Below are 20,055 nucleotides of genomic sequence, written 5' to 3'. Positions count from 1 at the left end.
AAAAGGTAAAATAGGGGTATAAAAAAGTGATTCTATCGAGCCGCTTATGTATATTATAAATTTTCATTATAATTTAATTGAGCATATTTTAATATAGCCATACCTAAATCAGTTAACTCATAACGTTTTCTATCAGAATTTATAAGATTACCTTTGTGATTTATCAACCCTAGTTGTAAAAACTGATTAACATTACTATCCTGATAAAGTGTGTTTTTGTTATTAAGCATATCTAATCCTTTTTGCATAAAATCACTTAAAATGCCTTTATTTCTCAGATGATTATATACATTTAAAACACCTTTATACTCATCTGAATAACCATACAGCCAATACAAAAATTTAATACCATAAGGGAGTAGTTTTATCCTTGTAACTTGACCACTTTGATATTCTTTTAAGAACTTATTTGATTCATCAAGAATAGAGAACAAAGGGTCTAATTTCATATTCATTGCTAAAGGGCTATTCTCTTCATTAAATATTTTTTTTAAAAAATCAAATACTTCTATTATATTAATGTAGTTATCTTCAAACCTTTTCACTTCTGTTTTAAAACTATTTATCTCTTCATCTAAATTATTATAATCCACATGTCTAGTAAATTTAATTACATCTTGTTTAAATTTATCTTTTTCTGCTTGTTCCTTTTGTAATTTTTTTTCTAATTCGGGTATCTTCTTATTTACCTGTTCTAAACTCATTTTATTTAGTACAATTTGTCCACTCAAATCATCCTTTTCTTTATTTAAACTATCAATCTGATCTTGAAGATCTTTTAATGATACGGCTCCAGTTCTTTTTCTCTGAACTTCAAATTCTTTTTCAGCTTTTTGTAACTCGATATCTAAAGCCGTTTCATTTCTTTTTTTTGTGATTTTACTTAGCGATAATTCTATTACAAGCATTATAAAAGGAAAAACAAAATTACCTGCAGCAGCTATTATTAATGGATATAAATATCTGTTTGGTTCAAAACCATTTTGTTTGATAATCTTTATTACATATTCAATAGGGTAATTTGATTTCCAAATAAATAAGATAATATCCCAATTCCAAACTAATAGTATGACAAAATAATAAAAGAAAATAGGCATCTTGAGTCTATCCATAGTATATTCTTTTATTTCATTGAAACTATTTTTTACATCGTCCATAACTAATATCCAATTATTGATTCTAAAACAGAATACATATTATCTAATTTTCTTTCTTTAATATTGATTTTATATTTCTCAATATCTTGTTGAGTAAGTTTTGAAGTGAATCTTGACCATGCAATCTCAATTGCTTTATAACCACATTCTTTTTCTATTCTATTAGGATTTTCCTTTAAAATATGATTTTCAGTACTCTTGATATCTTTTAAACAAGACTTAGCTTCATTAATTATGCTCATATTGCGATTTTTTATAAAGGAGCTAATTTACTTAAAATAACATAATTACTTTTTTTATTTTTTATGTAAAAGAAGTTGAAATCTTTTTTTTAGAAAATTGATATTATCTTAGCAATGGTTGCTGTTTTATGATTTCCATTTTAATTGATGGATATATCAAAAATAGTTATTAACATTATTTGATAAGTTAAAGTGAAATAACGTTGACATCATAGGAAGTATATACTACCTTAGCAAAGTGTTACAATAAAAAAATCCGCTAGTTAAAAACTGCGGACTAATTTTATATTTTAGTTCAATAAACTTCGGGTTTTGCCTACGATGGGCGCTGTCGATGAATATTATCTAACATCTAAATCTTTTTTTATGATTAAAGACATAAAAGACTTAGTTTGTTCAGTAAGTAAGTTAGTATGGTCAATCACAGCTTTACTTACTATTATTGCAATTTTCTACAAAATGTAGAAGTCTTATTAAATAGAGGTGTTCGTAGCACCTCTATTTTTAAACTCCTTCAAAAGTACAAACTTTTTACAAACACTCCAACCTTTTTGTAAAACTTTTTACATTTGTAAATATGTACATTTGTAAAAATAATTAAATAATCATTTAACTACATATATAGATAAAGACAATAAAAAAAGCGACTCAATGGTCGCTGATAAATGTTTTTATTACACTTATACTATCTTGTATTTGATGTTTATTAAGTCCTATTTCTTGTAAAATAATAATTAAAAATAAAGTTTTTCCTTTCTGTATTGTATTAAATAGTTTTTGGCCTTTTAATGCTTTGTTTTTTAATTTATTATCATAATGTGTGAAATAATTCCTCGTTTGTTTTATCTGCTTTATAAATATCGCTTTGTCATTGATTAAGACATTTAACAAATCACTTGGAACTTCTGAAATTAATTCCTCTAATCTAAAATGCAAACTGGGTTCATTTCCAAAATTTAGTTTTTCCTTGACAAAGTTTTTATGTTCAAGTGGCACAGAATCTACTATTTCATCCAGCATATTTTTAAATTCTTCCTTTCCATACACGGTATTTTTTCTGAATTTTCTATGAAATGACTCCATTGCTTGTAATAAGTTTAGAAATTTATTTTCTAGGATTCTACCTTCATTGTAAAAAACTTCCAAAAAAAGACCAAGTATTTCAGGAGCTTCTTTATCCAATTTATACCATTTTCTTAGAATATCTCCAAAATCATCTTCGATATTTTGATATGAAGTAACAAACAAAACTCTTTTATCTTCTTTTACTTTATTAAATCCAATCAATACTTCTACTGGATATTTATTATCTGTAATGATTATTTTTAGACTATTCAAATAAACTGGTCTGAACGAAAAAAGTGTTATTAAATCTCTAAAAACATATATTTGTCTCTCCAATTCAAAAAATGATTTATCCTTTGATGTTGTAATAGATATTATATTTTTTTGATGTGATCTAAAGCTATTTCTAGCTCCTACAGTATGTACAATATTAAAATTAAACTCTATTTTAAAATCCTCATTAATTGTATGTTTTATATCTAAAGGTGATTTATATTTTAAATCAAAATCATACAAACTTGTTTTAGATAATTTAAATCCATTTTTAAACATCCATTCATTTAAAATTGGAAAATACGCCATTATTTTATTTGGTTTAATATCACTTTCATTGTCAAATTGATGTCCAATAAAAACGTAATCTACAGACCATTTAGAATATGTTTTTTGTACAAGATTATTTTGATTATGTATTTCAATACAATTGTATAAGGTTATTCTTTTTCCATCAATAGTATTTCCGTGAATAATCTTTATGAGATGTAAGTCCTCTAAAAAAATTTCTTTTTCAAATCCTTCAAAAATAGATAGAATAATCCTTTCACCTGGCGCATATTTTAAAGTACCAAAAACTTTTTCTTCTATTTTACCAGGTAGAAACCATTCTCCTTCAAATACTCTTTCTTTATCCATAATTTATACAAAAGTCAAATATATAATAAACCTTAATTTTTAAATTAAATTAAGGTTTATTTTTCACATATTCAATTTGTCATTATACCAAAAATATGCTGGAACCAATACTACTATGCTTCCAGGTGCGGAAATAAGAAACATCCAAAAATTGTGATATTACCTAGTTAAACAAAAACAGCACCAATCATTACAATTGATGCTGTTTTAAACAAGGGGTATTTTCTTTTTTAATTCTTTTTAAACAAATATTTTTTGAAAATAAAAATCCCTAAGGTTACTGAAAATATAATTGAGAAAAAAATTGATTTAAGTACTTCTACTCTAGAAAAATCAAACATGTATAAATCGTAAATTTTGCAATACAGAAAATGATTAAATAATACAATAAAAGTAATAACAATTATTAAGTACAACCATTTTTTCATTATCCAAATAGTGCCGAGGCCATAGCCGATTCAACAGCAACCCATACTAATGCTCCCGCTCCTAAGGCAAATGTTGCTGGACCGAACATTACCCCCCAAGCACCATAAGCAGCAAGACCTAACATCCCTGTTGTCATTCCTTGTGCATCTGCTATTGCTGTATTTCTCCAATTTCTTTTCGTTTTTACAGCTGAGTTAGTAGTTCTAGATTCTAATAAAGAAAATCCGAATCCTTCTCCTCCCTCTTCTACAGAAGCCCAATAATAAGAAGACTCTTTTAATGTTTCAATATATAAAAGTATTGGTGTTTTGTACATTTCTCTTTCATCTGACCTAACACTTGCTGCTACTCTATCGAGTGAGCGATTTAATTCATTTAAATTTGCAGATCTATGTAGTACCTCATTGGCTTCTGCTAAATAGCTTTTTTCATAATCATAAATTAATAAATCTGCTGGGTTACCTACCCTGGCTACATTTCTTGAGAAATTAATCACAGCCTCTAGTTCCATTTCTCTTTCAAAACCAGACATATGTCTACGATACATGTCTCTAGTTAATTCTAATTTTTCATTTTCATCATACAAATAAACATCTCCCCTATTCAAATGAATATCTTTCAAAATTCTATTGTGCATTTTAGCCATTTCAGAAATCTGGTCGATAGAAAGCTCTATATTATTATCATTTTTTGTTTGATAATTTTTACCTTCAATATCTTTCGCATCATCTGAACATTTCACAAAAAATAATAGACAAACAATGCCGACAAATGTTGTTTTAATTTTACTCATGATATTTAATTTAAAGATTAGTTATTCTAAATATACATAATGTTAATTTAACCAAAAACAGAAACGTATCGAATTAACAAATTATACAGTTTTAATGTAATTCTAATTTTAAAAGAAAATAGAGCAATAAATAATCACATAACTATCTTTTCAGCGCTTATTTCGTACGCTTGGTGTATTTCATAATTAGTTCCCTGTTTAAGTCCGTAATGCACTTCTTTGTAACCAACGACTATATCTGAGACTAATCGAGGTAATTGTTCTGGATCTGTTCTTAAGTAAACTATTTGCTGTATCTCAAACTCAATAGATACTACGATTGTTTTTTTTTGTTTTTCCATAGCCCTGTTGCTTGTACTTCGTCCAATAAGGGGATTACGTTATCTAAAATCTCTTGTTTGTTTCTTAGGTCCTTGAAGTATTGCTTTATGGATGTATGAACTAACCTGTCTTTTTGATGAATCAAATAATAGTCACAAACAACATTCTGTACATATCGATTATAACCTAGTTCCGCAATGAAGCTTTTAATCTATTGTTCATCCATAATACATCGAATTAAAAAAGCACTCCTAATGAGTGCTCTAATGTTGTTTTAAATTTTTAAAACGGTAAATCATCATGATTACCTTTATTATACTGTGGTGTTGATGGAAACTCTTGTTCTTGTGGTGGTGGTTGATAATTTTGTTGCACCCCACCCCCATAGCTAGGATTGTGATAGAATCTTGGTTGTTGTGCCGGTTGCCCTGTATTAGCTTGGTAGTTCCTTTGTGATGCATTATTACCCATTGGCAATCTCTCAATCTTCCATCCTTGAATCGTATTGAAGTATTTTACTTCTCCTTGGGGAAGTCTACAAAATGTACGAGAAATTATTCCTTAGTTCTTACTATAAAAAAATCCTACTCTGATTAATCAAAGTAGGACTTCTTTTATTTTTAATTTAGCATTTTAAGGTAAAGCCATTATTGCTGCTTCTAATTGTTGATAGTCTGTTGTAGAAATCAAACTATTAGCTGATACTACATAAGTTGAATTATTTCCAAGAGTTGTAGATAAAATACTATAAACATAATTTCCATTCATTTCAGCTACAAAAATAAGATGAACATCTAAACCTACAGTTGCTATATCCGAAGAAAATTTAAATGCATTTGCTCCTGGATTAAATGTATCCAATTGAAAAATCATATTATTTTGTCCTTCAACCGCTAAATATACAGTAGAATTTGTTTGATCAAAATTCGATGGTACAATTACCCCTACATTGGTTTTGTCTCCTGGGAAATTAATTAATTTATCAACATTACACCATCCTAAACTACGAGAGTTCTTAATTAAGATATCATACTCTTGTTTCTTATCTCTATCACCTTTAAAGATTTCACCGTCTTGTTCGAAAATTAAATCATCTGGCTTTGCTGGTAGCCAGGTTAAATCATCATTTTCATCAATTTCTCCATTCCATAAAACCATACCTTCAGAATTTTCATCTGAATTCCATGTACCGATATTTACTTTAATAGGACGAACTATTTCTACTTGCTCTCTTTCGTATCTAATATCTATATAAAACTCGCCACCAGTTACCAATATGTCTTTTCGTCCATTGATTAAAGCCATTGTGGGTGTATTCGCTACGACCATTTTACTTCTCTCAAAAATCTCTATAAAATCGATCTCTACAATGCCATTAATATCTTCTCCATTTCTTGTTTTAATTGAATGAGGCGGAATCACAATACTAGAGTTACCTTCTGTCTGAAAAACAGCACCTCTTTCTGCATAATAATAAATTCTACCTCCTTGGTTAAAGTCGGTCAAAGCATTTTGTCTAAGAGCTCTTAAGTTCTCATTAACCCTTAATTCTGTTTTTGAATTTGGAGTTTCACTGTCAGTATTAACTGAATCCGAACTACAAGAAGCAAGCGTTAATGACAAAGTCAATAACATAAATAAAATTTTCTTCATAATTTAAAATTTAAATTGGTCATTATTTTTAATTCTACTTTCAATAAGTAAAATCAGCTATTACATCTCATAAAGTATTCCGGACTAATTTTTAAAAGACATTATAGTGATATAAATTTAGTTAAATAAAGTTAATTAACAATAGGTAACAACAAAATATTTAAAAAAACACAAGTAATACAGTTTTTTTTTAACCAATAACACATGCTTAAGTACTAAAAACATTGGTATTTAGTAATTTTACTAATCAATTCATATTTAGTAATTATTATTAATTGCCTAGTAAAAATAAAAAGCGCCAATGAATAGAAAGAAAAACTACCTATCTTGTTAAAAATCAAAAGTTTGTTTTTTTAACATTTCAACTTCTTCTATCTTTAAAAGAACCAATTTAAATAATATAATAATGAAAAAATTACTAGTAGGATTAGCTTTAACCCTTTCTTTTGGTGCATTAGCCAACACAGGAGAAATAGACAAACAAGAAGAGCAACGATTAGAAAGAATCAATTGTTACGAAATACAAATTTATGCAGTAACATTTAACCGAGGTGTACAAGTAAGTTCTACACAAATTGGTACACATCATAAAAGCTGTACAGAAAGTGAATCTCGCATTTGGTATCAAGAAGTTGTAGTCTCATATGACGGAATGTTCCATTATGATCGTCAAACGCAAACGGGAACCTTAGTACAGATACCGATGATACCTAACCAAATGGCTGATGACGTTTGTGGAGTATACACTACCATGCCCGTTACGCCTAAATAATATGCAAATAGGGTGTCTCAGCAAGACACCCTATTTATTTTTCTACTGCAATATATTCATTTCTACTTCACAACTGAATTAGATTTTTTAAACCAATTCCATACAAACCTATGCTTCTTTAATCCCATAGCAAGCTAGATATAACAGATGACAAACAAGTAGAGCCAACCCTGTTAAGAGTAATAAATCTACGGGGATTAAATTGGTAGCTGCAGAAACAATAAAGGTTAACATCAACTGCAAAGACCCAAGCAAGGCGGAGGCAGATCCACTATTTTCATGAAAAGGCTCTAGGGCTAATTTCGTTGTTGCAGGGAATAAAACCCCCAAGGTTAAAATAATAAAAAACAAAGGAACTAAAAGCCATTCGATTGGCTGTTGCAATATACATAATCCTAAGAAAATGATACTACAAAGAAAGCCCAATATAGTCGTATATAAAATAATCTGACGAATGGACCACCAACGGGTAAAGGCACTTGATGCCCAAGCCCCTACCATCAATCCCACTGCATTAAAAGCAAAGATATAGCTAAACGTAGCAGATGACAATTGACCATATTCCATAATGAGATAAGGGGCATTAGCTAAGTAAATCATTAAAACACTATAGGTTACACTCCCTATTAAAGTATATTTCAAAAAGATTCTCACTCGTAATATGGCTCTAAAATCTTGAAGCAAATTGCGCTTCTGCATAGGCGCTGTCGTCTTGACTTTCGTTTCTGGCAAGAAGAGCACAACCAAGAGTAAAGAAATAATCCCTAAAACTAAGAGGGTAATAAACGTAGATTGCCACGTAAAATGAGACACTAAAAAGTTTCCTGCAACAGGCCCAATAATTGGAGCAACACCAGCAATAATAGCTAAAAGGGAAAACACACGCATGGTATCATCCTGTTCGAAATACTCATTGACAATCGCCCTTGCTATCACTACTCCAGCACAACCAGCGAAAGCTTGGAAAAAACGAGCAATCCAAAACTGTTCAATACTCACGGAATAAATACAGGCAATGGTTGCAGCTATAAAAAGCAACAAAGAGGCAATCGTTGGCCATTTGCGTCCATATTGATCCGAAATAATTCCCCAAAACAATTGACCAACAGCAAACCCTGCTAAAAACGTTGAAATTGAAAATTGAACTGCCTTTAAATCGGTTTGATAGTACTGTGCCATTTTCAAAAATCCTGGCAAATACAAATCAATACTAAAAGGCTCTAATGCAGACAATAAGGCCAAAATAAAGACCACAATAAACTGCTGTTTCTTTAACTTACTCATACTCTTTTTCTAAAAGTGCAAAAATACATCGAGGTTAAAGAGTAAAACTTATCCTAATAGGACTTATCCTTGGACTTTTTTCACCTGAGCCCTAAAATCTTTGGGAGTTTGATGGGTAAGCTTCTTAAAAAAACGATTGAAATAGGAGACTTCAGAGAAATTCAATGCATCAGCTATCGTTTGAATATTCTCTTCACTATAGCCCACTAATCGTTTCGCTTCTAGTAATAACCGTTCTTGTAGTTGTTGTTTTAATGTCTTCCCAATAGCGTGATATAAAATTTCATTCATTCGCTTGACAGAGAGAGCAACTTGATCTGCATAAAACTCGTTTTTTCGCTGTGTTATATAATGTTCTTCTATCAGCTGTAATAATTTATGCATGCGTTCATCTAACACAATATGCTTTTCTGCTATTAGCGGCAAATCCTGTAAATGAACAATATACAATTGCAAATACTGCTCCAAAACGGTAGGTCGTTTATGCGTATTGAATTCAATTTCAATCAACAAATGCAGGTATTCTAAACGCCAACTTTCCTCTGTGGTAACCTCAAATTTCAACTGGTTATGGCCTGTAAAAAATTGTTGTTTGGCTTCTTTAAACAAGACACTGTGAAAGTAATTTTTATCGATCGCTAGACAATACCCTTTGCTATAACGTGTATCTAACTGATGAACTTGCCCAGGGTAAATAATCCAAATTTCTTGAGCCCTTACAGGATAAGAAATAAAGTCAATTTCTTGATGATGAGGAACGAGTACCGTTGTAAACCAATAGATTTGATAAAAATCATATTGGTAATGCCCTTCAACTTCAAAAAGATCTCCAATGGCTTCAATGCGATAAAACTCAATAGGAATGTTCTTATCGACTTGATGAACTTGAACAACTTTTGCTTTTGTCTTCATATACACTTTTGGATGAGTACTCACTACAGCACCTGACTTCCCTATACTGTCGTTTGTCTCCTAAATAAAAACAAAGATATTGTTTTTTAAAAAAACGAAACAACCTTATAAAATTCCCACAATTCCCCTTTCTATATTTCCTCTTGTTTTGTCATTATCTCAAAAAACATGTTTAACAACAAGTACAGAAAAACAACCTAAATAGTTAATAATCAAGTTTATTTAAACAAAAAATAAGTCATTATTATTAAATTAGAGTAACCAATTTTAATTTATACGATTATGAAAAATTTATTTTTAGTATTGACTTTACTATTGTCTTTTAGTGCTTTTGCACAATATGAACCAGCAAACCCCGATCGACCAGATATGGAACGTTGGATTACGTATGAGTTTTACACTTGTGATAGTGATGGCTATAGAATTACAGATCAAAGGCATCCTAAGTACAAGAAATATACAATAGAAATACTTCAGACGATTTATGGTACACCACCTACGGGTATTTTATATCCTATTGTTCAACAAATTTCAGATCAAATCTGCCAATATGGAGAACTTCAACGTTTCTATCCTAATGTAAGAATACTTGATATTGAATACTCTTCTTATATTGGTATAGGAGACCCAATAACACCAGATCCAATAATAATTAAACCCATAAAATAATAAAAAAGGCTCGTTTAAACGAGCCTTTTTTATTATTTTACAATTGAGTCATTGTTACTAACTGAGCATGAGGTACTTTAAAATGCTGCATACCATCACTAAAAATATAATGATTGACTTGTCGTTTATCTGTATAATCTAACGCAATTAATTTTTTATCTCTACTTACAGATTCTACTTTTCCATTGCGTTCTACTTTATACGAAACCATAAACCTTTTTCCAACTAATTCGCAAATGCTAGCGGTATCTAGCTCAAAAATCTCATTTGAGGTCATATTTTTAAATTTTAAATGATATTCTTGTAAGATACTAAAAATTAAACAGATAACCAAATTCGACTACCATAGGTCGTTGAAAAAAACAGGTTATTTGGCGTATAAAATGAAAATTAGTACCGAATAAAACATCCTTTTATCTTGGAATTGTATCAACCAATTACCTTTCATTATGATATGCAATAAATAAAAAACTATCTTTATTTTCTAATTGTTAGCATCAATGAAAATATCTTCTTTCAACTTAAATACAATAGAACTAAAAAGTTTTATTCCGGCAAAGGATTTTCAAACTTCCCTTGCTTTTTACTCCGCTTTGGGTTTCGAAATTTTGTGGCAAGAGGAACAACTATGTCTATTTGCACTAGGACAAACCAAATTCTTTTTACAGAATTTGTATACCAAAGAATGGGCAGAAAATACCATGCTCCATTTGCAGGTAGAAAATGCAGATGCTTGGCATACCCACATAAAAGAATTAAAGCTGCATCATACCTTTACTTTCACCTTGACAGATCCTGAAGATCGAGCATGGAACATGCGTGATTTTGTTCTCATAGATCCTTCTGGGGTGCTTTGGAGAATTGCGCATAACATCTAAAATCAAGATCATTTTTTATTCTTCTCTATATTTATTTTACTAGCTAAATCAATATGTCAACTTCTCTTCAAATTGAATTCCAACACATTGTAAGTCAATATTCAACAGATCAAAATCTCATACAATCCTATTGGCTTGAAATAAAAAAGCAATACGAAACGGTTGAGCGATATTATCACAACTTAACCCATCTCAAAAATATACTAGAGGAGCTAAATGAAATACGTACCGAAATAAACGATTGGGAGGCAATCTTATTCTCTGTTTTTTATCATGATATCATCTATGACGCCCGTGCTCAAGATAATGAAGAACAAAGTGCTCAACTCGCAAAAGAAAGATTAACTATCCTTCAACTACCAAAATCAAAAACAGACTTAATTGTCAATCAAATAATAGCAACCAAGCAACATCAAAAATCTACAAATTCAGACACCAATTACTTTTTGGATGCAGATCTTAGTATTTTAGGAAAGGATTGGGAGCAATACAAAAGTTATTATCAAAATATCAGAAAAGAATATGCCATTTACCCTGATGATGTATATAATCAAGGTAGAAAAAAAGCACTTACTCATTTTTTGACTCTTACCTCTATTTTCAAAACTCCATATTTCAAAGAGAAATACGAAAATCAAGCTCGACTGAATATAGCAAGAGAGATTAATCTTTTCTAATTGTCTTTCCATTTCAAAACAACCTAAATAATCTTCTTTAATTTTAAAAAAAAAAAATAAAAATATAATAATTATTCAAGCAGTAATCAGCAATAAAAACTAATTAACCATATTTGTTAAATTATTTTTTGTTAAATTTAACTAACTAATCTTTTAAACTATTTAATTATGAAAAAAGTATTATTAGCATGTTTAACATTAACGTTACTATCTTGCTCTAAAGATGATGCTTCATCAACGTCAACGCAATTGGATAAAAACATCCAAACCTCAGATCCCAACATTGGTTATGAATCCCCGTATAATTTCTATGGGTCTGGATCAAATATTGAGCATAATCAAATTGATTATTATTTTATTAATGAAACAGATTATTATTTTTATGTTACTCCAAATTTTGGAATTGGCTTTCACATTAATGACGGAAACTACTATGGAAACGGCTCTATGTTTAATACCTTAGGCACAGGTGGTCAAGTATATGGAAATTATGTACCCGCAGATGAACTGATTATAAAACCATATTCTTCTCATCTCATTTCTTCTTTTTTACCTGTTCCTAATACTGCTATAATGTCTGGTCCTAATCTTTTTAGTTTTTCAAACCCTATCATTACGAGTTCAGAGAAAAGTGAACTAGCCAAACGTGGTAAACTTTTCTTCTATGATTTCTCTGTACTTGATAACAATACTCCTATTGTAGCAAATGAACGAGTAAAATTAAATTTCCCTTATGATGTTAATAGCAGTACTGGATTACCAGTTCCATGGGCTAATTTACCTTTTAGTGATAACCACTTTGCAGATGAATTAATTTTTAATAAAGAAACCTTAGAGGTTTGTTCGACTATAAGTTCCTCAAGTATATACAAAAACAAATATACTTTTAATTATGGAGGTGTTGATTACTTAGTCTTTGTTGAACAAAGTACTTATAAAGTAATTATCACTTTACAAAAAGTGATTTAACTAATGGATCAACAAAAAAAGTCTTTGGTAAACCAAAGACTTTTTTATTTATTTTGCTTGAATCAACTCATCCAAGGTAACTCTAAATTTAGAGCTATTCCAATCGGCGGCTCTGAACTTCTGAACGACAATATTTCCTTTCTTATCAATTACATAAGAAGCAGGCAATGAAGTCGAATATAATGCTGCAGGTGGTCCATCTTGTTGAAAATAACTCGGTAAGGTATATCCATGTTTCTCTTTAAATACTTTTACCTTTTCAGGGGTATCGGTTGTGACAAATAAAAAGACAACGCTATTTTTATAATCATCATACAAGGCTTGAAAACTAGGTTTTTCTGCAATACAAGGTGGACACCAAGTAGCCCAAAAATTCAGTATCACTACTTTTCCTTTGGTATCAGCCATATCAAATACACGGCCTTCTTCATCTAACAAAGTCCAACCATCTAAACTCACTTGTTCAAAATTTTCCGGCTTTTCTAAACTGGGGCTCATGGCCAATAATTGATTCACCCAAACCTTAAACGTTGTCCCCAATGGAGTGAATAACAGCACAAAAAGAATAAGGATAAAAACCAAATTACCTATCCATCCCTTTTTCTTTTTTTCACCTTTATTAAACATACCTAAATTTATTTAGCATAAATATATAAAACTTACACCCATATTGCCAAATAAAAATTATTAATTTTATTTTTAATAACTTTTAACCTTTTTTATTTAATATATTCACAATATTATTCCTTAAACATATCATCAAAGGTAATTTCTTTCCTTCCTGGCAATACAATATTTAAAATAATACCAATAATGGAAGCTAAAGCCATCCCTTCAATGGACATTAAATCACCAATATGAATCGCTGCACCCCCTATTCCAATGATTAAAATGACAGAAGAGATAATTAAGTTGCGTTTTACTTTAAAATCTACATTATTTTCTACCAACATACGCAAACCACTTGAAGCAATAATTCCAAACAACAAAATGGATACTCCGCCCATTACAGGAGACGGAATAGTAGCTAACAATGCCGTTATTTTTCCACAAAATCCAAATAAAATAGCAAAACAAGCAGCTCCAATGAATACATAAATACTAAAAGCACGCGTAATTGCTAATACTCCTATATTTTCTCCATACGTTGTATTGGGTGGTCCACCAATTAAAGAGGCTAACATCGTAGCTACTCCATCTCCTAGCATCGAACGATCTAGCCCGGGGTCCTTAATTAAATCTTTATTGACAACTTTACTCAATACCAATTGATGTCCGATGTGTTCTGCAATAGGTACAATAGCCACAGGCAACATCACAAATACAACATATAATGTTACGCTCGGTGTATAATCTACAAAAGGAATAGTAAAATTTGGAATTTGAAACCAAGCAGCTTCCATTACAGGAGTAAAGTTGACTACTCCCATAGTTGCTGAAAAAATATACCCACCAACAATACCAACCAAAACAGGGATTACACTTAAAAATCCCTTGGTAAAAATAGCGGCAACAATAGTAATCATTAACGTCACTAAACCAATCGTAACAAAAGTAATATCATAGTCACCTTTGGGATTATTGGTAATCATCCCAACAGCTGTACTTGCCAAGCCCAAACCGATAACCATAATCACAGGTCCCACTACGATAGGAGGTAATAATTTCATCAACCAATTGGTACCCGCTTTAGCAATTAAAAGAGCAACTAAAGCATATACCACACCCACCAAAAAGCTTCCTACTAAGAAACTTCCCACAGGAACATCATTTGTTGTAACTTGTTCCATTGCCTTAATAGCAATGATGGGATTAATAAAAGCAAAAGAAGACCCTAAATACGAAGGAACTTTTCCTCTCGTAATGGCGATAAAAACCAAAGTACCTATTCCACTTGATATCAATGCAATGGCAGGATCCATTCCGGTTAAGGTAGGGACTAATACCGTTGCCCCAAACATGGCAAATAGATGTTGAATACTCAACAATAACCATTGTCCTACTTTGGGTTTTTCATCAATAGCCAATACAATGTTTTGATCTATATTTTCGTTCATGTTGTTATTTATTTAAAAACAGGTACGAAAATAGAGCATTTTCTCACAAAACGGAAACAATAACAGCGTATACTTCTTATTTAGCAGTTCTACTTCTCGTTGTAACATAAGTAGATAGCAACGCAAGAGAAGCTAAAATCACAAGGGTAATAAAGAATCCACCCCAATTGTCGTTGTTGATAAAAAAACCAGTCGAACTTCCAATTAAAGTAGAACCCATATAGTAAAAGAACCAATACAAAGCAGTTGCTGAACTTTTCGCCTTGCCTCCCAATTGGGTAACTACACGGCTAGCAATGGTGTGTCCGCTAAAAAAAGCAACCGTAAAAATCGTCAACCCCAATAAAATGACAGCTAAATTAGCGATATACATCAATCCTAATCCCAACAGTAATAAGGTCAAGGCTAATAATAAGATATTCTTAGCTGCATAGCGATCGGATAAGCGCCCTGCAACTAAATTACCAACAATACCAAAAGCATACATCAAGAAAATTAGAGCAATGATATAATGAGGTAAACTATAGGGTGGTGCTTCTAATTTAAACCCCAAATAATTATAAATGCTGACGAAAGTTCCCATTAAGCAAATCGCAACAACATACATCGCTAAGATTTTCTTATTTCGAAAGATGCTTTGCATCTGGCGCATTTTCTTATTAAATTTTACTTTTTGAGGTTGAAAAAATTGAGATTCCGGAAAAAGATAGTAAAATACAATGGCAATACTAAAAGCAAGCAAACCAATAGTAAGCACTGCAATTTGCCAATTAAACCAACCACTGACTAAAGCGGCAATTATACGCCCAAACATTCCCCCAAAGGTATTCCCTGCGAGATAAAAACTAATCGCCGTTCCTATGGATTTGGAATCGATTTCTTCTGCTAAATAGGCCAACGTAACCGCAGATACACCAGAGATACAGATTCCTTTTAAAAAGTTAATATTGATTAGTAGTGCAAAATCATATACAAATACAGACAACAAAGTCAACAAGGTAGAAGTCACCAAGGAGAACAACATAATATCTTTGCGAGGGTAACGATCCGCTATAAAGGCAAACAATAGTAATCCAATAGCCATTCCAAACGTAGATGCTGAAACCAAATAGCTACTTTCAGCAGGGGTTATCGCAAAAAATTGAGTGATTTCTGACAAGAGCGGTTGATAGTTATACAACTGGGCGAACACTGAGACTCCTATTAAAAAGATACCCCATTTGATTCGCTTGTAGCGCACACTACCTTTGACTGCTTTTTCTGCCTCGCTAAAGTCAACATAAGCGGTTGTTGCCATTTTTATCTTGATATTTGAAGTAAAGTTAAGCTTAAGTTCTAAATTTGTAAAACGGTATTTTTCTATAACATCAATCGGTAAAAACGATCAATCATGGAACTAAGACAACTCAAGTATTTTTTAAAAGCAAAAGAGCTTCTCAATTTTACGGAAGCCGCGAAAGAGCTATTCATCACACAGAGCACACTCTCTCAACAGATTAAACAATTAGAAGAGGAATTGGGCATTCCCCTATTTGATCGCATTGGTAAACGTGTTTCCATTACTGAAGCAGGCGAACTTTTTGCTATTTATGCAGAAAAGAGTATTCAAGCATCCAATGATGGCAAACTCATCCTCGATGATTTAAAGCAAGTGAACACGGGTACGTTGAATATTGGCTTGACTTGGGGACTCAAATCGATTGTTATTAATGCGTTTAAAAATTTCATCGCACAATTTCCTAAAATTAAATTGCAAGTGACTTTTGGAACCACAACCGAATTAATTGACGCTTTGCTCAAACAAGAGATTGACTTTGCCTTGACCTTCTATGAAGGCAAACACAGTGATGAACTTGTACACGAACCCATTATGAGTTCAGATATGGCTGTTATTGTTGCTGCCACAAGTCCTTTAGCAACGAAGAAAAGTATCGACCTGAAGGAAGTGGAGCAATTGACTTTAGCACTTCCTGTCAAAGGATTCAGTACCCGCGACTTCTTAGATCGTCAATTTGAAAAATACAAAATTCACCCAAATGTAACTGTAGAAGTGAACTACACAGCTACAATCGTCGATTTGGTGCGTACTGGGGCTTTTCAAACGATTCTTACCCTAGCGACCGTACATGGTGAAAAAGATTTATGTGCCATCCCTATTCGCAATAAGAACATGAGAAGAGAAGCGGTCACCTTGCGTTTAAAAGATAGTTACCAGAAAAAAGCGGCTATTTATTTTATCAATTTATTGAAAGCAGAAGATAAAGAAGAATACAATCAACTTTAGAATGGAAAGAGGAAAGGGGAAAGAGGAAATTGGAAAAGGGATCCCCCCTTAACCCTTAACCCTTAACCCTTAACCCTTAACCCTTAACCCTTAACCCTTAACCCTTAACCCTTAACCCTTAACCCTTAACTCATAATCCATAACTATATAAACCAATAAACACGTTATAATAAAAAAGCGAAAGATAAAATCTTTCGCTTTTTTATGTAATGTCGATATTGTTAGTTGAGTAATCGGTTGATCAAACTCTTCATTTTCCCCTTTCCAATTTCCCTTCTCCACTACGCTATTTACCAGCTGCAATTAAATTCAAAGCAGATCCAGCTTTAAACCAATTCACTTGACTCGCATTATAGGTATGATTGGTTGCAATTACGTCTTTAGATCCGTCTGCATGGACAAATTCTAAGTGCAATTGTTTTCCAGGAGCAAATTCAGTTAAGTCTAAGAAGTTGATGGTATCATCTTCTTGTACTTTGTCATAATCTGCTTCATTTGCAAACGTAAGAGCTAACATTCCTTGTTTTTTCAAGTTTGTTTCGTGAATACGAGCAAATGATTTCACTAATACTGCAGTAACCCCTAAATGACGAGGCTCCATAGCCGCATGCTCACGAGAAGACCCTTCTCCATAATTTTGGTCTCCCACAACAATAGAAGGAATTCCTGCTGCTTTATACGCGCGTTGTACTGCAGGTACTGCATCATATGCGCCCGTCAATTGGTTTTTTACTTTATTCGTTAAATGATTAAATGCATTTTCAGCACCAATCAACATATTGTCTGAAATATTGTCTAAGTGACCGCGGAAACGCAACCATGGACCCGCCATAGAGATGTGATCCGTTGTACATTTTCCAAAAGCTTTAATCAATAATTTAGCTCCTGTAATATTTTGTCCATTCCAAGGAGCAAACGGTTCTAACAGCTGAAGGCGACTCGATGTTGGAGAAACGATTACTTCTACACTTGAACCATCTGCGGCTGGTGCTTGGTACCCTGGATCCTCTACATCAAATCCTTTTGTAGGCAATTCATCTCCTGTCGGAGGCAATAATTTTACTTCTTGTCCTTCGTCATTGATTAACGTATCTGTAATTGGATTGAATCCCAAATCTCCTGCAATAGCTAACGCAGCTACCATTTCTGGAGAAGTAACGAAAGCATGGGTATTTGGATTCCCATCGGCACGTTTAGAGAAGTTTCGGTTGAACGAATGTACAATTGTATTCTTTTCTCCCTTATCAGCTCCTTCACGATCCCATTGTCCAATACACGGTCCACAAGCATTGGTAAATACTTTGGTTCCCATTTTTTCAAACGTCTCAATGATTCCATCACGTTCAATAGTATAGCGAATTTGCTCTGATCCTGGATTAATTCCAAATTCAGCTTTAGGCGTAATTCCATTTTTAACGGCTTGTTCTACAATCGAAGCTGCTCTTGACATATCTTCATACGAAGAGTTTGTACAAGATCCAATTAACCCCCACTCTACTTTTAACGGCCAACCATTCTTTTCTGCATCTTCTCGCATTTTCGATACAGGTGTTCCTCTATCTGGTGTGAAAGGTCCGTTGATATGTGGCTCTAATTCTGATAAGTTAATTTCAATTAATTGATCAAAGTATTGCTCTGGGTTTGCATATACTGCAGCATCCGCTGTTAAGTGTTCAGCCACTTTATCTGCTGCATCGACTACATCTTGGCGTCCTGTTGCAGCTAAATAACGACGCATTGAATCATCATAACCGAAAGTTGAAGTTGTCGCTCCAATTTCTGCCCCCATATTACAGATGGTTCCTTTTCCAGTACAAGACATCGATAAAGCGCCTTCTCCAAAATATTCAACAATAGCTCCAGTTCCTCCTTTTACCGTAAGGATATCCGCTACTTTTAAAATTACATCTTTCGGTGCCGTCCATCCGTTTAATTTTCCGGTTAACTTCACGCCAATTAATTTTGGAAACTTCAATTCCCAAGCCATGCCCGACATTACATCCACAGCATCTGCTCCCCCAACTCCGATAGCCAACATTCCCAATCCACCTGCATTTACTGTATGTGAATCCGTTCCAATCATCAATCCTCCTGGGAAAGCATAGTTTTCTAAAACAATTTGGTGGATAATTCCAGCTCCTGGTTTCCAGAATCCGATTCCATATTTATTTGATACAGAAGATAGAAAATTAAATACTTCCGAAGATTGGGTTTCTGCTACTTTTAAATCTGTTGCAGCTCCTACTTTTGCTTGAATTAAGTGGTCACAATGTACGGTTGTAGGAACAGCTACCTTTTCTTTTCCAGCATGCATAAATTGCAATAACGCCATCTGTGCTGTTGCATCTTGACAAGCAACGCGATCTGGAGCAAAATCAACATAATCATTCCCTCGTTCAAAGGTTTGCGCAGGCATACCCTCCCATAAGTGTGTGTATAAAATTTTCTCTGTAAGTGTCAAAGGACGTCCAACTAATTCGCGTGCTTTTGCTACGCGATCTGGCATCTTTTCATACACTTTTTTAATCATTTCAATATCAAAAGCCATAATAACAATTCTTTTTAAATGTTTAATTTATAACACAATTTACCGCTTTTAATGCAGACAAAAATTATGGAAATGTTAAAAGGAAATATTTAAAATGATTCTATTTTATTGGAAAGAGGAGAGAAGAAAAGGGAAAGAAGTGAATTTTCAATACTTAAATGTATTTGCTTTTTATTACTTCATCCCTAGTGAACACATAAAATAAAATCTATCCTAATATGAAGATGATATCCTATAAACATATTGGATACGTCTCTTCTTGTATTAAGACATATTAGATAGAAAATCACAATCAAGAACTAAATCAATTAATAATGATAAATGTATGCTCAATTTAGTGTTTTCTTCTTTCTTCTTTCCAAAAAAAAAATAAGAAGAAAAGGGAAATGAGACGTAATCGAGAATTGACAATATAAAAAAAGCTTGCATTAAA

The 20,055-nt window shown here is 32.3% G+C and carries 19 protein-coding genes; 6 read left to right on the top strand and 13 right to left on the bottom strand.

The annotated features are described in order from the left end of the window. Positions 1-53: 53 nt before the first annotated feature. From AWV75_RS16485 to AWV75_RS16455, 6 genes are all read right to left on the bottom strand, one after another. Positions 54-1,157 carry a coiled-coil domain-containing protein gene (locus AWV75_RS16485; protein WP_060875411.1) on the bottom strand — a complete coding sequence of 368 codons (1,104 nt, stop codon included), beginning with the start codon at positions 1,155-1,157 and terminating at the stop codon, positions 54-56. Between the two features lie 2 nt (positions 1,158-1,159). Then, positions 1,160-1,399, bottom strand: a complete 240-nt coding sequence (locus AWV75_RS16480) for a hypothetical protein (RefSeq protein WP_060875410.1) — start codon at positions 1,397-1,399, stop codon at positions 1,160-1,162. A gap of 648 nt (positions 1,400-2,047) precedes the next feature. After that, on the bottom strand, positions 2,048-3,376 hold the full coding sequence (locus tag AWV75_RS16475; protein ID WP_060875409.1) for a HEPN domain-containing protein: 1,329 nt from the start codon (positions 3,374-3,376) through the stop codon (positions 2,048-2,050). Between the two features lie 427 nt (positions 3,377-3,803). After that, a complete protein-coding gene (locus AWV75_RS16470; RefSeq protein WP_060875408.1) occupies positions 3,804-4,598 on the bottom strand; it encodes a hypothetical protein in 795 nt (264 codons plus the stop codon). A 134-nt stretch (positions 4,599-4,732) separates the two neighbouring features. After that, positions 4,733-4,939 (bottom strand): hypothetical protein, encoded by a 207-nt coding sequence (locus AWV75_RS16465; protein ID WP_060875407.1) that lies wholly within the window; start codon positions 4,937-4,939, stop codon positions 4,733-4,735. Positions 4,940-5,552: 613 nt separating this feature from the next. After that, complete coding sequence (locus AWV75_RS16455) at positions 5,553-6,572, bottom strand: hypothetical protein (protein WP_060875405.1); 1,020 nt, start codon at positions 6,570-6,572, stop codon at positions 5,553-5,555. Between the two features lie 406 nt (positions 6,573-6,978). Between AWV75_RS16455 and AWV75_RS16450 the strand changes: the two genes are divergently transcribed. Further along, positions 6,979-7,344, top strand: a complete 366-nt coding sequence (locus AWV75_RS16450) for a hypothetical protein (RefSeq protein WP_060875404.1) — start codon at positions 6,979-6,981, stop codon at positions 7,342-7,344. A 108-nt stretch (positions 7,345-7,452) separates the two neighbouring features. Here the strand turns inward: AWV75_RS16450 and AWV75_RS16445 are convergent, their stop codons facing one another. Both AWV75_RS16445 and AWV75_RS16440 read right to left on the bottom strand, forming a co-directional pair. Beyond that, entirely contained in the window at positions 7,453-8,628 is a 1,176-nt protein-coding gene (locus AWV75_RS16445) for a multidrug effflux MFS transporter (RefSeq protein ID WP_060875403.1), read from the bottom strand. Between the two features lie 63 nt (positions 8,629-8,691). After that, a complete protein-coding gene (locus AWV75_RS16440; protein ID WP_060875402.1) occupies positions 8,692-9,540 on the bottom strand; it encodes a helix-turn-helix domain-containing protein in 849 nt (282 codons plus the stop codon). A 282-nt stretch (positions 9,541-9,822) separates the two neighbouring features. Here AWV75_RS16440 and AWV75_RS16435 point away from each other — a divergent pair, with 282 nt between their 5' ends. After that, entirely contained in the window at positions 9,823-10,209 is a 387-nt protein-coding gene (locus AWV75_RS16435; protein ID WP_060875401.1) for a hypothetical protein, read from the top strand. A 37-nt stretch (positions 10,210-10,246) separates the two neighbouring features. On the opposite strand, the gene AWV75_RS16430 is transcribed toward AWV75_RS16435, so the two are convergent. Next, positions 10,247-10,486, bottom strand: coding sequence for a hypothetical protein (locus AWV75_RS16430; protein ID WP_060875400.1), 240 nt, complete (start codon positions 10,484-10,486; stop codon positions 10,247-10,249). Between the two features lie 223 nt (positions 10,487-10,709). Between AWV75_RS16430 and AWV75_RS16425 the strand changes: the two genes are divergently transcribed. The 3 genes from AWV75_RS16425 to AWV75_RS16415 all read left to right on the top strand — a co-directional run bounded on the left by AWV75_RS16425 (position 10,710) and on the right by AWV75_RS16415 (position 12,733). Beyond that, positions 10,710-11,087, top strand: a complete 378-nt coding sequence (locus AWV75_RS16425) for a VOC family protein (RefSeq protein WP_060875399.1) — start codon at positions 10,710-10,712, stop codon at positions 11,085-11,087. Positions 11,088-11,140: 53 nt separating this feature from the next. Then, on the top strand, positions 11,141-11,764 hold the full coding sequence (locus tag AWV75_RS16420; RefSeq protein ID WP_060875398.1) for an HD domain-containing protein: 624 nt from the start codon (positions 11,141-11,143) through the stop codon (positions 11,762-11,764). 168 nt (positions 11,765-11,932) lie between these two features. Next, a complete protein-coding gene (locus AWV75_RS16415; RefSeq protein ID WP_060875397.1) occupies positions 11,933-12,733 on the top strand; it encodes a hypothetical protein in 801 nt (266 codons plus the stop codon). Positions 12,734-12,781: 48 nt separating this feature from the next. Here AWV75_RS16415 and AWV75_RS16410 read toward each other — a convergent pair whose 3' ends face one another. From AWV75_RS16410 to AWV75_RS16400, 3 genes are all read right to left on the bottom strand, one after another. After that, entirely contained in the window at positions 12,782-13,360 is a 579-nt protein-coding gene (locus AWV75_RS16410; RefSeq protein WP_060875396.1) for a TlpA family protein disulfide reductase, read from the bottom strand. A gap of 113 nt (positions 13,361-13,473) precedes the next feature. Beyond that, entirely contained in the window at positions 13,474-14,790 is a 1,317-nt protein-coding gene (locus tag AWV75_RS16405) for a solute carrier family 23 protein (RefSeq protein ID WP_060875395.1), read from the bottom strand. Between the two features lie 76 nt (positions 14,791-14,866). Then, positions 14,867-16,087, bottom strand: a complete 1,221-nt coding sequence (locus tag AWV75_RS16400; protein WP_060875394.1) for an MFS transporter — start codon at positions 16,085-16,087, stop codon at positions 14,867-14,869. A gap of 93 nt (positions 16,088-16,180) precedes the next feature. Between AWV75_RS16400 and AWV75_RS16395 the strand changes: the two genes are divergently transcribed. Beyond that, on the top strand, positions 16,181-17,074 hold the full coding sequence (locus tag AWV75_RS16395; protein ID WP_060875393.1) for a LysR substrate-binding domain-containing protein: 894 nt from the start codon (positions 16,181-16,183) through the stop codon (positions 17,072-17,074). Between the two features lie 286 nt (positions 17,075-17,360). Here AWV75_RS16395 and AWV75_RS16385 read toward each other — a convergent pair whose 3' ends face one another. Further along, positions 17,361-19,622 carry an aconitate hydratase gene (locus AWV75_RS16385; RefSeq protein ID WP_060875391.1) on the bottom strand — a complete coding sequence of 754 codons (2,262 nt, stop codon included), beginning with the start codon at positions 19,620-19,622 and terminating at the stop codon, positions 17,361-17,363. Positions 19,623-20,055 lie beyond the last annotated feature (433 nt).

The organism is Myroides odoratus (genome assembly GCF_001549985.1).
GTDB lineage: Bacteria > Bacteroidota > Bacteroidia > Flavobacteriales > Flavobacteriaceae > Flavobacterium > Flavobacterium odoratum_A.
Note: the sequence above shows the minus strand (reverse complement) of the source record. Positions and strands in the feature narration are given on the sequence as shown.